Genomic DNA, 14206 nt, shown 5'->3' with positions numbered 1-14206 from the left:
CTCCTCTGTAGGGGGCTTAGGTCCCAGTGTATCCGGGGGTGCGCGCTAGGCGAGCGGTTTTATGTCCAGATCCGCGGCGGAAGCGGTCTCGGAAGTCACGGTGGCGAAGGATCCATAGCCCGCGTCGGCCGCGCGGGCAAGCAGGGCGGTGAAGTTCTTTGCACGTTTGTCCAGGCGTACCCGCAGCCCGCGAGCCGCGAGCTCGTTTTTCAGCGCAAGCAGGTGCCCGGGGGCCACATTCTTGTCATAGACCAGGACCACGGAGTTCTCGGCATCGGCCGGGTCCAGCGCGATCAGATCCACGATCCGCTCGAAGCCAATCGAGAAACCGGCGGCCGGAACATCCTGGCCGAGGAAGCGGCCGATCATGCCGTCATAGCGGCCGCCGCCCCCCAGGGAATAGCCCAGCTCGGGGTGTTCAATCTCGAAGATCGGCCCGGTGTAATAGCCCATGCCGCGCACGAGGAACGGGTCAAAGAGCAGGCTGGAGGGCGCGGAGGGATCCTCGCGCGCGGCATCCACGGCGGCACCGATCTCGGCGAGTTCCGCGATCACCGCGGGATCGGCCCCGGCGGGGAGGCTCGCGGCAATCGAGGCGACCGTGAATCCCTCGGCCGCGGGGCGCTCGGAGCCCAGGTACTGATCGAGGGCATCCACGGCGGCGGCGGTGGCCCCGCGCTCGCGCAGCTCGGCGATCACTCCGGCGGCGGCGACCTTATCAAGCTTATCGATCGTGATCAGCACGGACTCATATTCGGACTCGGCAAAGCCAAAGCCCGCGAGCATGCCGATCAGCAGGCGGCGGTCGTTAATGCGCACGCGGGTGCCGCTCACGCCCAGCTCGGCAAGCACGCGCGTGGTGGCCGCGATCAGCTCGATCTCGGCGAGGATGCCGGGCTCGCCGATGATATCGATATCGGCCTGCACAAACTGACGGAAACGGCCCTTCTGTGGGCGCTCGGCCCGCCAGACCGGGGCGATCTGGATCGAGCGGAAAACGCCGGGCAGCTCGGCGCGGTGGCTGGCATAGAACCGCGCGAGCGGCACCGTGAGATCAAATCGCAGGCCCAGATCGGTCAGGGCCGAGAGGTCGCCGGAGGCGGCCGCGGCGGTCAGCGCGTCGGCGTCGAGCCCGCGGCGCAGGATGTTATAGGCGAGCTTCTCGTTATCGCCGCCGAGCCCGGAGTGCAGGCGGTCGAAGTTTTCCAGCACCGGGGTCTCGATCTCGTCAAAACCAAAACGGCGATATACCGAGCGCAGGACGCCGAGGGCGTGTTCGCGGCGGGCCTTATCGGCGGGGAGGAAATCGCGCATGCCGCGCGGCGCAGTTACGGAAGCCATAGCCCCAATTCTGGCACAGGGGTGCCCGCGGCGCCGACCGGGCGGGCGCGGCTAGTCCCGCGCTACCGCCTCCGCCGCGGCAATCTTCCGCGCGAGGTCTCCCACGGCGCCCTGAAGTGCCGACTCGGCGTCCAGGCCCAACCGCTCGGAGCGCCGCGCAATCGCATAGAGCAGCTCCCCCAGCTCCGCCTCATCCGCGAACTCCGGAAGCGCTGTATCCGGGAGCGCGGGCGCGTCCACGCCCTCCCCGAGCGGCGAGCGCGCGAGCCGGGAGGCCACCTTTTGGGCGCGGGCCAGGCCCGGCAGCGTCGGCGCGATGCCCGCGAGTAGCCCCGCACGGTCGGCCTTTTCGCGGGCCTTCGCGGCACCCCAGACGCTCTCCACCTCGGCCACGGTGCCCGCGCTCTCCGACCCAAATACGTGCGGGTGGCGGCGGATCATCTTGTCCCGGGTGGCGGCGGCCACGTCGTTGAGGTCAAATCCCTCCGCGATTTCGGCATGAAAAACCACCTGCAGCAGCAGATCGCCGAGTTCCTCGCGGATGCCCGCGGAATCCCCCGCCTGCACCGCCTCCAGAAACTCGTGTGATTCCTCCAGCAGATAGCGCAGCAGCGATTCGTGGGTCATCGAGGCCGACCAGACGCAGTCCCCGCGGACCTCGTGCATCGCCGCCGCGAGCTCCCCCATCGCGGGAAGCTCGGCGGCGGCGCGGGGATCGTCCGTCATAGGGTGTCGCCCCGGCGCCCGCGCAGCATGACCGCGGCGATGAGCCGCTTGCGCTCGAGGGTATAGGGAGGATAGATCAGGCGCAGCGTATCGGGCCGGGTGCCCTTGATCAGCACCGATTTTTCGTGGCTAAACGTGGTGATCGAGGCCTCACCGTGATACGCGCCGTGGCCGCTCTGGCCCACTCCCCCAAAGGGCAGGCCGGGCACCGTGAGGTGCGCAATCGGGATGCCCACACCCACGCCACCCGAGGAGGTGCGGCGCAGGAAGTGGCGGCGCACCCGCGCACTCTCCGAGAACAGATAGAGCGCCAGCGGCTTCTCCCGCGCGTTTATAAACTCGATGGCCTCCTCCGCGCCCGCCACGTGCACGATCGGGAGGATCGGGCCGAAGATCTCCTCGGCCATCACGGCGCTCTCCGGATCGGCACCGTTGATCACGGTGGGCGCAACATACAGGGATTCGGCGGAGGACTCCCCGCCGATCTGGGGGCTCTGCCCGCTCAGCAGCGCGCCGAGCCGGTCGAAGTGGTGCCGGTTCACGATGCGGCCATAATCGGGCGAGGCCGCGGGGTCCAGCCCATACATCTCGGTGATCGCCGCCCCCAGCTCGGGCAGCAGCAGCGCCGCGGTCTTGGGGCTGGCCAGCACATAATCGGGGGCCACACAGGTTTGCCCCGCATTGGTCATCTTGCCCCAGATCAGGCGGCGCGCCACGTCGCGCAGATTGGCCGACTCATCGATGAAAACCGGGGATTTGCCGCCGAGTTCCAGCGTGGTGGGGGTGAGGTATTCGGCGGCGGCCCGCGCCACGATCCGCCCCACCACGGCATTTCCCGTATAAAAAATGTGGTCAAAGCGCTGCGCGAGCAGCGCCGTGGTCTCGGGAACCGCGCCCTCCACGATCGATACCGCGCGCGCGTCCAGAAAACGCGGGACCAGCCGCGCCAGCAGCGCCGAGGTGGCCGGGGCCATCTCGCTGGGCTTCACCACGGCGGTATTACCCGCGGCCAGCGCGCCCAGCAGCGGCACCAGGAGCAGCTGCAACGGATAATTCCACGGCCCGATGATCAGCGCCACACCCAGCGGTTCGCGGATGATCCGGGCGCGGGCGGGCGCGAGCGAGACCGGGGCGGCCACGCGGCGCGGCCGCAGCCAGCGGCGCAGGTGGCGCAGCGTGTGATCAATCTCGCCCACGGTAAAGGAAATCTCGGTGAGCTGGGCCTCGGTGGCGCCCTTGCCCACATCGGCGAGGAGCGTGTGTTCAAACTCATGCCCGTGCGTGATCAGCATCGCGCGCAGGGCCCGGAGCTGGGCAACCCGCCAGCGATAGGAGTGGGTGGCCCCGGTACGGAAAAACGCGCGGCGGTCCCGAACCAGATTTTCCGCATCCAGCGCGGAAAAGTCCTGCTGTGAAACGATCATGCTGTGCCTCCTTGAGCCGAGCAACACGGGCGTCGCCCGCGATCCACCCTATGCGTTACGCCTGGGAAGGATAAGATGATGTTCGGTGAGCCGGGAAGTCTGGTCGGCACGTGAACTTCGCATTCGAAGTTACGGATGAGTAGGAAACGCGCATGAACGTGTTTCCTCTACGATCGGAATCCTGATGAACAGACTACGTTCGGAGCGCTTTAGCGCCTCCCTCCTGCTTGGCGCCGCCGTGCTGGGCCTCCTCCTGGCCAATACCGCCCTCGGGCCCTGGCTGATCGGGCTCCAGGGCACCCACCTGGGCGTGGCCGGCTTTGATCTCAGCGTGGGCCATTGGATCAGCGATGGGCTGCTGGCCGTGTTTTTCTTTATCGTCGCGGTGGAGCTTAAGCAGGAGATGACCACGGGTGAGCTTAATAGCGTGCGCCGCGCACTGCACCCGGCCATCGCCGCCCTCGGGGGCGTGATTATTCCCGCGGGACTCTATCTGCTGCTGACCTCCTCGAGCGGGGAAACCGGCGGCTGGCCCATCCCCACCGCGACCGATATCGCGTTTGCGGTGGGGGTCCTGGCGATGTTTGGCCGCGGCCTGCCGAGCCGAATTCGGGTATTCCTCCTCGCGCTGGCAGTGCTGGATGACCTCGTGGCTATCCTCATCATCGCGGTGTTTTTCACGGCCGATCCCGATCTGCTGGCGCTCGGTTTTGCGGCGCTCTCGCTGCTCGCATTTGCGATCCTCTCGCGGATCTTCGCCCGCCGCGGCGGGCCCATCCTGGGCGGCGCGCTGATCCTGCTGGCCGTGCTCACCTGGGGGCTGGTCTATCAGTCCGGCGTGCATGCCACCATTGCCGGTGTCCTGCTGGGCCTGGTGATGCCCGCGCTGCCCGCGCAGCGCCTGACCCACCGCCTGGAACCGTTCTCCAATGGGCTGGTCCTGCCGCTCTTTGCCTTCTCCGCCACGCTCGTGATGATCCCGCAGCTGCCGGTATCCGAACTCTCCGCCCCGTTCTGGGCCATCCTGATCGCCCTCCCGGTGGGCAAGCTGCTGGGCATCACCGCGGGTGGCCTGCTGGGCAGCGCCGTGATGCGCGGCGGCGGCTCGGGCATGCGCCCGGGCGAGATCGTCCTGGTGGCGCTGCTGGGCGGCATCGGATTCACCGTATCGCTGCTGATGACCGAACTCGCGTTTACGGGTGACGGCCCGCTGAAGGATCAGGGTATCCTCGCGGTGCTTCTGGGATCGCTCCTCGCCGTGATCGCCTCCGCAATTGCGCTCACCCTCGCCGCGCGGCGCGCGCGCCGCACTGCCTCCATCACGCGCGGATAATCACAGTATTTGCGGCGGCGGCCCCGCCCGGCACCGCTAGGGTGGGGGCATGCCGCCGCAGATACGCCCGTTCCACCCCGCGGATGCCCCCGGGCTCACCCGGATGCTGCACCTCGCCTATGCCGAACTCGGCGCGCGCGGGCTCAATTTCACCGCGGTGGATCAGGACGTGGGCACCACCCTGGAGCGCTGCGCGGGTGGGCTCAGCTGGGTCGCCGAGGCGCCCGGGCCGCACCGCTCGGCTCCCCCGCTGGGAACACTCACCCTGACGATCCCTCCCGGCACGGGTATCCGGGCGCTCACCCCCGCCGCACGGGTACCGGGGCGAGCCTGGCTGAACCAGCTTGCCGTGGATCCCGGGGCGCGCGGAACCGGCCTGGCCCGCATCCTCTGGGAGACCGGCCTGCGGGCAGCCCGCGCCGCGGGATGCACCTCGATTGGCCTCGATACCGCCGAGCCGGCCAGCCATCTGCTTGCGCTCTATGAGCGCTGGGGATTCACCCGGGCCGATACCGTGCGCTGGCCCGAGAAAAACTATGACAGCGCGATCCTGTTGCGCCCGCTGGCCTAACCGCCGAGGCGCAGTTCAAAAATCTCCGACTGGTTATGCCGCACCGAATCCACCACGGTATAGCCCGCGGCCTCGAGTGCGGGCAGATATTCGGCGCTGCGCTCGGGATCGGTGCTGAACTTCTCCGAGGCCTGCACAAACCATACGGTTGTGGCCCCGTCGAGCCGGGCGATGGTATCGTCCAGGCCATAGCTGCGGTCCCAGAGCCCATCAGTGAGATCAAAGCGCGTGCGCAGGCCCACATCCTCCAGCCCGGCAAAGGCCTCGGGGTAGAGGTGCAGCGCGAGCCGCGGCTTGCGGGCGTTAATCGGGGTGGAATCAAAGATCACGGCATCCCCGGGCTGCGCGCGCCGGTCCATGGTATCGGCGATCGCATTCCAGTCGGTTCCACCATTGCGCGGGAACGGGGTGCGCTGATCCAGATATACGGGAATCGTCGCCGCGATCATCGCGAGCGTGAGCAGGGGCGCAAGCCACGCCGCGCGCAGCGCCTGGGCCAGGGCCACCACTCCCACCGCCATCAGCAGGGCCACGGCCGGCGCGGTGAAGGCCAGATAACGCGGGGAATAGAGCGGGGTGATGAGGGTTCCCGCGGCGAGCAGCAGCGAGGGCACCACCAGCCAGATCACGCCGACGCTCAGCACCGTGGGCAGCGCGGCCCCGCCCTCGCTGCGCGGGGCAAATACCGCGGCCAGGCCGGGGCGCACGGCCAGGCCGCGCCGCAGGCGCACCCGGGTAATCACCCCGAGCAGCAGCCCGATCAGGATCGCCGACCAGCCGATCCAGGCCAGCAGGGTATTGGTGAACCACGGGGTCTCAAAAAGAGCCTTCGCGGTAAAGCCATTACGGGAGTGGAGGAAGGCGATCTGCTCGCGTTCCAGATAGGCAAAAACCAGCACCGGGAGCGAGACCAGCGCGCCGGCGCCGATCCAGAGGGCCCCGCGCCACGCGGTCGCGGCACCGGGCCGCATCAGCAGCCCAATCGCGGCAAAAACCAGGGCAAAAAGCACCGTATAGATAAACAGAATATTGGCCACCGCAAAAAGCGCGGCAAAACCCAGCCACGGCAGAACGCGCGTTTCGCGGCGCGCCACCAGCGAGATCAACAGCAGCAGCAGCCAGATCACCAGCACCATCGTAAACGCATAGGCGCGGGTCTCCATGCCGTAATACGTGGTGCGCGGCAGCGTGGCAAACAGGGCCGCCGCGGTGATGCCCACGGCCGGGCGGGAGAGCCGGGCACCCAGCACCGCGAGGCTCGCGGTGGCCAGCCCCACGGCCAGCGCGCTGGGCAGGCGCACCGAGAACGGGCTCGCCCCAAACAGATCGATCCAGACGTGCAGGAACGCATAATATAAGCCGTGTACCGCGTCCACCGTGCCCAGCATGGGCCAGAGCGAGGCCCAGGAACGCTCGGCCGACATGATGCTCGCCGCCTCATCACCCCAGAACGACGGGATCCAGGAACCGGTCACGGAGATTGCCGTGCCTGCCACACCCAGGAGTACCAGCAGCGGCCACGGAATCCGGCCCCGCGTGGGGGGAACGGGCGCGGGCAGGGGCGGGGAGGAAACGGCGGTAGTCACCGACTCATTCAACCATGTTCCACCACACCCGCCGCGCCCGCCCGACCCGCGCCCACCTACCAGGCTGGCGCCCACCCGCCTAGCCCGCGGCGGCGTCCCGCGGCAGCGGGAATAGCGCGTCCAGCAGCTCGCGAACCCAGGCGATCAGCTCGGCATCGGCCAGCGCCTCGCCGTTGATCACGGGCATCGGCACCACCAGGGCATCGCCATTGGCCAGGTATTTGGCGCTGGGATACATGCGCCGCAGCCGCGCCTGAAGCGAATCGGGCAGATGCGCGGGCGCGATGCGCAGATTGGAGCCCATCGTGACCACATCGCTCAGGCCCGAGGCCTGGGCGCGGCGGCGCAGGCGCGCAATATCGATCAGGTTTTGGACCACCTGCGGGGGCTCGCCATAGCGATCGCGCAGCTCCTCAAGCACGAGGTCGATGCGGTCCACATCGGCGACCACCTGGCCCGAGGCGGCACTCGACAGCTTCTGATAGGCCTCCAGGCGCAGCCGTTCGCTATCCACATAATCATCGGGGATATGGGCGTCGATGGGGAGCTCAAGGCGCAGCTCGGCCGGGCCCTCGGTATCGTCGCCGCGGAACGTGCTCACGGCCTCGCCCACCATGCGCAGGTAGAGGTCAAAACCCACCCCCGCGATATGTCCGGCCTGCTCGCCGCCCAGCAGGTTGCCGGCCCCGCGGATCTCCAGATCCTTGAGCGCCACCTGCATGCCCGCACCGAGCTCGTTATTGGCCGCGATGGTGGCGAGGCGGTCGTGGGCGGTCTCGGAGAGCGGCTTGGCCGGATCGTAGAGGAAATACGCATAGGCGCGCTCGCGCCCGCGGCCCACGCGCCCGCGCAGCTGGTGCAGCTGGCTCAGGCCGTATTTATCGGCGCGATCGATGATGATGGTATTGGCATTGGAGATATCCAGGCCGGTCTCGATGATGGTGGTACACACCAGCACATCAAATTTGCGCTCCCAGAAATCCACCACCACCTGCTCCAGCTGCGCCTCGGAGAGCTGACCATGCGCGATCGCGATGCGCGCCTCGGGCACCAGCTCGGCCAGCTGACTCGCGACCCGGCCGATGCTGGACACGCGGTTATGGACAAAAAAGATCTGCCCCTCGCGCAGCAGCTCGCGGCGAATCGACGCGGCCACCTGCTTTTCGTTATAGGGCCCCACAAAGCTCAGCACGGGCTGGCGCTCCTCGGGCGGGGTGGCCAGCGTGGACATTTCGCGGATGCCGGTCACGGCCATCTCCAACGTGCGCGGGATAGGGGTGGCGCTCATCGCGAGGATATCCACGTTGGTCTTAAGCTTTTTGAGCTTATCCTTATGCTCCACACCGAAGCGCTGTTCCTCGTCGATGATCACGAGGCCGAGGTCTTTAAAGACCACGTTATCGGTGAGCAGGCGATGGGTTCCGATCACCAGGTCCACGGTGCCGCGTTCCAGGCCGTCGATGACCTCCTTGGCCTCCTTTGCGGTCTGGAAGCGGCTGAGCGCGCGCAGGTGGATGGGGAACCCGGCATAGCGCTCGGCGAAGGTCTCGAAGTGCTGCTTCACGAGCAGGGTGGTGGGAACCAGGATGGCCACCTGCTTGCCGTCCTGAATGGCCTTAAACGCGGCGCGCACCGCCACCTCGGTTTTACCAAAGCCCACGTCTCCCGAGAGCAGGCGGTCCATGGGAATGGACTTCTCCATATCCGCCTTGACCTCCTCGATGGTGGTGAGCTGATCGGGGGTCTCCGCAAACGGGAACGCCTCCTCCAGCTCGCGCTGCCACGGGGTATCCGGGCCAAAGGCATGCCCGCGGCTGGCCATCCGCGCGGAATAGAGCTTCACCAGCTCCACCGCGATATCGCGCACGGCCTTGCGCGCCTTGCTCTTGGCCTGGGACCAATCCGAGCCGCCCATCTTGGAGAGCTGCGGGGCCTCGCCACCCACATAGCGCGAGAGGAGGTCGAGCTGATCCGTGGGAACAAGGAGCTTATCGCCCGGATAGCCGCGCTTATTCGGCGCGTATTCCAGCACCAGATATTCGCGCAGGGTTTTGGTGGGATTGCGGCCGCCACCCGAGACGGTGCGCTGGGTGAGCTCCACAAATTTTCCGATGCCGTGGGTCTGGTGAACCACAAAATCGCCCGGCGTGAGCTGGAGCGGGTCCACCACGTTTTTGCGGCGCGAGGCGAGCTTTTTTACGGCCCGGGAATCGTAGCCCACCGCGCGGCCATAAAACTCGGCCTCGCTGATCAGGGCCAGGCGAATCTCGGTCTCCTCGAAGCCGTGCTCGGCCGCGGCCTGCACCAGATAGGCCACACCGGTATCCAGCTCGGCGGGCAGGGAGTCCACCATGCGGGCGGCCAGCCCGCGCTCGCTGAGTACATCGCGGGCGCGCTCCACGAGGCCCGCGCCGCGCGCCGAGACCACCACGCTCCAGCCCTCGCCGAGGCGCTGGGCGATATGGTCGATCGCGCCCTCCACATTGCCGTGGAAGGTGGGCACGGCCTCGGCATCGATGCGGATCTCCAGCATCGCGTCCACATCGATCAGGTTGGTATCCTCGGGGCCCTGCTGGAATGAGCTCAGCGTCCACCACGGGTGATCGCCCGCGCTCTCGCCCGGGCGGGAGTATTTCAGCGAATCGCGGAACGCCCCGAGCGTGATGAACTCTCCGCTCTCGAGGTCGATTGGGGCGCCGGCCCCGGCCGTGGCGGCATTCCAGGCGGCGGCGAGAAACTCGCGGTTGGTCTCGCTCAGGCTGATGGCGCGCGTGGTGACACGCTCGGGGGCGATCACGGCCACGGCCGTGCCCTCGGGCAGATAGTGGCCCAGATTCACGAGCCGCTCCAGGAGCGCGGGGGCCAGCGATTCCATGCCCTCCACGGGGATACCCTCGGAGATTTTTTCGAGCATCGAGGAGAGATTGGGGAACTCGTGCAGCATCTCCCGGGCGCGCTGGCGCACGGGGGCCGTGAGCAGCAGCTCGCGGCTCGGGCCCAGCTCCAGGCCCGGGATGGGCTCGGGCAGGGAGCGCTGATCGGCCACCGAGAACGCGCGGATCTGCTCGACCTCATCGCCGAAAAAATCGACCCGGTAGGGGTGATCGGCCACGGGCGGGAAGACGTCGAGGATGCCGCCGCGCAGCGCAAACTCGCCGCGGCGGGACACCATGTCTACGCGCGCATAGGCGAGTTCCACGAGCTCGGCGGCGAGGCCGTGTAGATCGTAGCCGCGGCCCCCGGCCACGAGGGTGATCGGGTCTCCCGCGGCGAGGTTATCGGCGATGGGTTGCAGCGCGGCGCGCACCGAGGCCACCAGCACCAGCGGGGTTTTGCCGTCCCAGGTGCGCAGGCTGCGCAGGGCGGCGAGGCGCTTCCCCACGATCTCCGCGGAGGGGCTCAGGCGCTCATGCGGCAGGGTCTCCCAGGCCGGGAAGTCCACGATGAGGCCCCCGGGCAGCAGGGATTCGAGTGCCGCGATGAGGGACTCGGAATCGCGCCCGGTGGCGGTGATGGCCAGGAGCGCGGGCGGGGCACCCGCGGCCCCGCGCTCGGCAAGCAGCCCCGCCAGCAGCGGGGCGCGGAGCCCCTCGGTGACCGAGAAGTCGGCATCCCGCGGCGCATAGCCGAGGGCATTACGGAACGAGGGGGCACCCGAGAGTGCGGAAATCAAACCCGAAAGCATCACCGAGTAAGTCTAATCCGCGCCACCGACACCCGCGGCCCGCGCGGGTTGGTTTTTGCCCCGCGTTAACACCACACTCGTAATAATTACCCCCGGTTGGGGGGCTTTTTTGCCCGATTTGGGACGCCGCGCCCGGGAAGCCGACGCGACGTGATTCAATCCCGGACAGGCCCCCTTTGGTCGACGAAAAAACGGTGTTAGCCTGACCGCTCAACCACCGATCACGCACCCCCCAAATTTTGGCGTGAACCCGACACAGAAGGCTCCCCCACGATGAGTTTAGAGTCACCGCTCGATGAGACCACCGAGCTCCCCCTGCCCGTGGATCGCTTCCTCGCACTCCTGGGCGATAAAAACGCCCCGGCCGCCCTGGATCTTTTTGCCCCCGATGCCCAGATCACCTCGCGCTCGGGGCGGGTTTTCCGCGGCCACGGCGAGGTCATCGAATGGCTGAAGCAGGCCACCCCGAGCTATGCCTATAGCGTGACCCGCTTTGGCATCGAGCGCGATAACCGGCTGCTCACGGTGCTCAGCCGGGTCTCGGGAGACTTCCCGGCCGGCGCGGAGAACCTCGCGTTCCGCTTTAGCCTGAACCGCGATGAGAGCGAGATCACCTCGCTCTCGGTGGCGCTCGACGCCTAGGCCCCGGTGGCCCCGCCGCGCGGGCGGGGCCACCACCCGGCATTATTTGCCGGTATGAAACTTCAGCTGCGCGGCCGTCAGGCCCTCCTCGGCGAGGAGTTCCACGGCATCCGCGGCATCATCGATCAGGATCGGCAGCGTCTTGCGCTCCTCGGCGCTAAAGGGCGCGAGCACAAAATCGGCCGCGTCCTGTCGGCCCGGCGGGCGGCCGATGCCCGTGCGCACCCGCAGAAACTCGGGGGTACCCAGCGCCGCCGCGATATCGCGCAGACCGTTATGGCCGCCGTGTCCGCCGCCGATCTTAATCTTGATCGAATCAAACGGAATATCCAGCTCATCATGCACCACGATGATGCGCTCGGCCGGAACGCTATAAAACTGCGCCAGGGCGGCGGTCTGCTTACCCGAAACATTCATATAGCTGGTGAGCGTGGCCACCACCAGCTTGGGCCCGCCCGGTCGCAGGAAGCCCTCGGATACCTGGGCACCGCTGCGGTGACGCTTAAACGCCTGCCCGAGCCGGGCCGCGAGTACCGCCGCGACCATCTGGCCGATGTTATGGCGCGTGCGCTCATACTGGGGGCCGGGGTTGCCGAGGCCAATCACAAGCCAGGTATCTGCTGCTGCCACGGGAACGTGAGCCTTTCGCCGAAAAATTTGGGTCCATAGGCGGCGTCCGCCAGCCCGATCTGTCATGCCACTACCCTAGCCTCCCGGCCCCGGGCACCAAAAAACCGGCCGGACCGCGCGCCGTGAGGCGCGGATCCGACCGGTCTGGGTCTTCCGGGGAAGAAACCGATCCGAGATTACTCGGCGGCGGCCTCGGCTGCTGCCTCGGCGGGCTCCTCGTTCACCGCGGCGGCGGAGACGTTGATGATCAGGATGTCTCCCTCATCGGCGAGCTCGGCGCCGGCGGGCAGAACAACGTCCTTGGCGAAGACGTGCTGTCCCTCGCCCAGGCCCTCGATCGACACGACAACGTTATTCGGGATGTCGATGGCCGAAACCAGCAGACGCAGGGTGTTGGTGTCCACCGAGACGAAGGTGGACGGTGCGGCCTGACCCTCAACGTGGATCGGAACCTCAACCTCAACCTTTTCGCCCTTCTTGATGACGGCGAGGTCGATGTGCTCGATGATGCGCAGTACGGGGTCCTTCTGGATATCGCGAACCAGAACGAGCTCCTCGTTGCCCTCGATGTCGAGCGTGATCAGTGCGTTCGACTGGCGAACGATCAGGCCGGTGGCGTGGGCGGGCAGCGAAACGTGCTTGGGCTCGGAACCGTGACCGTAGATAACGGCGGGGATCTTGCCGAGGACGCGGAGCTTGCGAGCCGCACCCTTACCGAAGCTGGTGCGAAGCTCTGCTTCAAGCTTATAGCTGTTATCAGCCATGATTACTCCTTAATTGGGGCCGAGGCGACCCGGGATAGATTTCAACTCGAACGCATATCAGCGTGAGGAAAAGCCGAGGCCTTGCCCACCGCGTCGATAACGGCCGGAACCCACAGGGGGGTTCGGCCCTCGCCGAAGTACCTCAGCAGTCTAGCCCACCGCGGGCGGAGCGCGAAATTGCGCCCGGGACCGCGGCCCCGGGCAGCACGCGGCGGCGCCCGGCGCGGAGATTCCCGCGCCGGGCGCCACCGCCGCCGGCCGCTACCAGTCGTGCACGGTCCCGTCATGCAGGCGGTTAAAGGGCAGATACGCGGTCTGATACGGATATTTTCCCGCGGCATCCACGTCCAGGTCCACGCCCAGGCCGGGGCGCTCCCCCGGGTGCAGATAGCCGTCGTTAAAGGTAAACGACTGCTGGAAGACCTCATTGGTCATCTCGCCGTGCTTCATATACTCCTGGATACCGAAGTTATGGATCGCAAGGTCCAGGTGCACGGCCGCGGCCATACCCACGGGCGAAATATCGGTGGGGCCGTGGATGCCCGAACGGATCTGATATTGCGCGGCATAGTCGAGGATCTTTTTCATCGGCGAGATTCCGCCGGTATGGGTCACGGCCGAGCGCACATAATCGATCAGCTGCTCCTCGATCAGGGTCTGATAATCCCAGACGGTATTAAAGACCTCGCCGATGGCGAGCGGGGTGGTGGTGTGCTGGCGCACCAGCCGCAGCGCCTTCTGATTCTCCGCGGGTGTGCAATCCTCCAGCCAGAACAGGTCATAGGGCTCCAGCGATTTACCCAGCTTGGCGGCCTGGATCGGCGTCATCCGATGATGGCCATCGTGCAGCAGCGGCAGCTCGGGGCCAAACTCCGCCCGCACCGCCTCAAATACGCTCGGAAGATGCCGCAGATAGGCGCGGGTATCCCAGTCCTCCTCCACGGGCAGGTCCGCGCGCTGGGCCGGATCATAATCATAGCGACGCCCGGTATTGCCCTCGGCGGCGGCATTCGAGGCCACACCGTAGATGGACTTCAGCCCGGGCACACCCGTCTGCACGCGGATCGCGCGATAGCCCTGGTCCAGGTGCGAGCGGATCGAGTCAAAGAGCTCCGGGATATCCTTGCCACTCGCGTGGCCATAGGCCAGCACGCCCTCGCGCGAGGCCCCGCCCAGCAGCTGATAGAGCGGCATCCCGGCGGCCTTGGCCTTAATATCCCATAGCGCCACGTCCACCGCGGCGATCGCGGCCATCGTGACCGGCCCGCGCCGCCAATAGGCGCTGCGATAGAGGAACTGCCAGGTATCCTCGATCCGGTGCGGATCCTTCCCGATCAGCAGCGGCACGACGTGCTCGGTGAGATAGGCAACCACCGCGAGCTCGCGGCCGTTCAGGGTGGCATCGCCCAGCCCGGTGAGGCCGTCATCGGTGGTGATCTTCAGCGTCACAAAATTCCGGTCGGGACTCGTGACAATAACCTCTGCCCTATCGATTTTCACGGGG

Annotated in this window: 11 protein-coding genes; 3 read left to right on the top strand and 8 right to left on the bottom strand. The window is 67.0% G+C overall.

What is annotated here, in order from left to right; genetic code table 11:
* Nucleotides 1-45: 45 nt before the first annotated feature.
* From hisS to KXZ72_RS13690, 3 genes are read right to left on the bottom strand one after another with little or no spacing between them, the layout of a single operon-like run.
* Complete coding sequence (gene hisS / locus KXZ72_RS13700) at nucleotides 46-1341, bottom strand: histidine--tRNA ligase (protein WP_226081490.1); 1296 nt, start codon at nucleotides 1339-1341, stop codon at nucleotides 46-48.
* A 51-nt stretch (nucleotides 1342-1392) separates the two neighbouring features.
* The gene (locus KXZ72_RS13695; protein WP_226081489.1) at nucleotides 1393-2067 is read right to left on the bottom strand and encodes a MazG nucleotide pyrophosphohydrolase domain-containing protein; all 675 of its coding nucleotides are present in this window, start codon (nucleotides 2065-2067) and stop codon (nucleotides 1393-1395) included.
* A complete protein-coding gene (locus KXZ72_RS13690) occupies nucleotides 2064-3491 on the bottom strand; it encodes an aldehyde dehydrogenase family protein (protein WP_226081488.1) in 1428 nt (475 codons plus the stop codon). The genes KXZ72_RS13695 and KXZ72_RS13690 overlap by 4 nt, the downstream gene beginning before the upstream one ends.
* Nucleotides 3492-3675: 184 nt before the next feature.
* Here KXZ72_RS13690 and KXZ72_RS13685 point away from each other — a divergent pair, with 184 nt between their 5' ends.
* Together KXZ72_RS13685 and KXZ72_RS13680 are read left to right on the top strand one after the other, a co-directional pair.
* Nucleotides 3676-4824 (top strand): Na+/H+ antiporter NhaA, encoded by a 1149-nt coding sequence (locus KXZ72_RS13685; RefSeq protein ID WP_226081487.1) that lies wholly within the window; start codon nucleotides 3676-3678, stop codon nucleotides 4822-4824.
* A gap of 49 nt (nucleotides 4825-4873) precedes the next feature.
* Nucleotides 4874-5395, top strand: a complete 522-nt coding sequence (locus tag KXZ72_RS13680) for a GNAT family N-acetyltransferase (protein WP_226081486.1) — start codon at nucleotides 4874-4876, stop codon at nucleotides 5393-5395.
* Here KXZ72_RS13680 and KXZ72_RS13675 read toward each other — a convergent pair.
* Nucleotides 5392-6981 (bottom strand): glycosyltransferase family 39 protein, encoded by a 1590-nt coding sequence (locus tag KXZ72_RS13675; protein WP_226081485.1) that lies wholly within the window; start codon nucleotides 6979-6981, stop codon nucleotides 5392-5394. The two genes, KXZ72_RS13680 and KXZ72_RS13675, sit on opposite strands and share 4 nt — an antisense overlap.
* A 79-nt stretch (nucleotides 6982-7060) precedes the next feature.
* The gene (gene mfd / locus KXZ72_RS13670; protein WP_226081484.1) at nucleotides 7061-10669 is read right to left on the bottom strand and encodes a transcription-repair coupling factor; all 3609 of its coding nucleotides are present in this window, start codon (nucleotides 10667-10669) and stop codon (nucleotides 7061-7063) included.
* 270 nt (nucleotides 10670-10939) lie between these two features.
* On the opposite strand from mfd, the gene KXZ72_RS13665 reads away from it, so the two are divergent.
* Entirely contained in the window at nucleotides 10940-11308 is a 369-nt protein-coding gene (locus tag KXZ72_RS13665) for a nuclear transport factor 2 family protein (RefSeq protein WP_226081483.1), read from the top strand.
* A gap of 42 nt (nucleotides 11309-11350) precedes the next feature.
* Here KXZ72_RS13665 and pth read toward each other — a convergent pair whose 3' ends face one another.
* The 3 genes from pth to manD all read right to left on the bottom strand — a co-directional run bounded on the left by pth (nucleotide 11351) and on the right by manD (nucleotide 14202).
* Nucleotides 11351-11938 (bottom strand): aminoacyl-tRNA hydrolase, encoded by a 588-nt coding sequence (pth, locus tag KXZ72_RS13660; RefSeq protein WP_226081482.1) that lies wholly within the window; start codon nucleotides 11936-11938, stop codon nucleotides 11351-11353.
* 176 nt (nucleotides 11939-12114) lie between these two features.
* Nucleotides 12115-12702, bottom strand: coding sequence for a 50S ribosomal protein L25/general stress protein Ctc (locus tag KXZ72_RS13655; RefSeq protein WP_226081481.1), 588 nt, complete (start codon nucleotides 12700-12702; stop codon nucleotides 12115-12117).
* Nucleotides 12703-12963: 261 nt separating this feature from the next.
* Complete coding sequence (gene manD / locus KXZ72_RS13650) at nucleotides 12964-14202, bottom strand: D-mannonate dehydratase ManD (protein WP_226081480.1); 1239 nt, start codon at nucleotides 14200-14202, stop codon at nucleotides 12964-12966.
* Nucleotides 14203-14206 lie beyond the last annotated feature (4 nt).

Origin of the sequence: Mycetocola spongiae, assembly GCF_020424085.1 — a bacterium.
Lineage (GTDB): Bacteria > Actinomycetota > Actinomycetes > Actinomycetales > Microbacteriaceae > Mycetocola > Mycetocola spongiae.
The sequence above is the reverse complement of the archived record's forward strand: the minus strand, read 5'-3'. Positions and strand labels throughout refer to the sequence as shown.

Excerpts from the sequence above, each read along its gene's own strand:
- KXZ72_RS13695 (WP_226081489.1), bottom strand. The coding sequence starts at position 2,067 with ATGACGGACGATCCCCGCGCCGCCGCCGAGCTTCCCGCGATGGGGGAG.
- hisS (WP_226081490.1), bottom strand. The coding sequence starts at position 1,341 with ATGGCTTCCGTAACTGCGCCGCGCGGCATGCGCGATTTCCTCCCCGCC.
- KXZ72_RS13685 (WP_226081487.1), top strand. The coding sequence starts at position 3,676 with ATGAACAGACTACGTTCGGAGCGCTTTAGCGCCTCCCTCCTGCTTGGC.
- KXZ72_RS13680 (WP_226081486.1), top strand. The coding sequence starts at position 4,874 with ATGCCGCCGCAGATACGCCCGTTCCACCCCGCGGATGCCCCCGGGCTC.
- KXZ72_RS13665 (WP_226081483.1), top strand. The coding sequence starts at position 10,940 with ATGAGTTTAGAGTCACCGCTCGATGAGACCACCGAGCTCCCCCTGCCC.
- KXZ72_RS13655 (WP_226081481.1), bottom strand. The coding sequence starts at position 12,702 with ATGGCTGATAACAGCTATAAGCTTGAAGCAGAGCTTCGCACCAGCTTC.
- KXZ72_RS13690 (WP_226081488.1), bottom strand. The coding sequence starts at position 3,491 with ATGATCGTTTCACAGCAGGACTTTTCCGCGCTGGATGCGGAAAATCTG.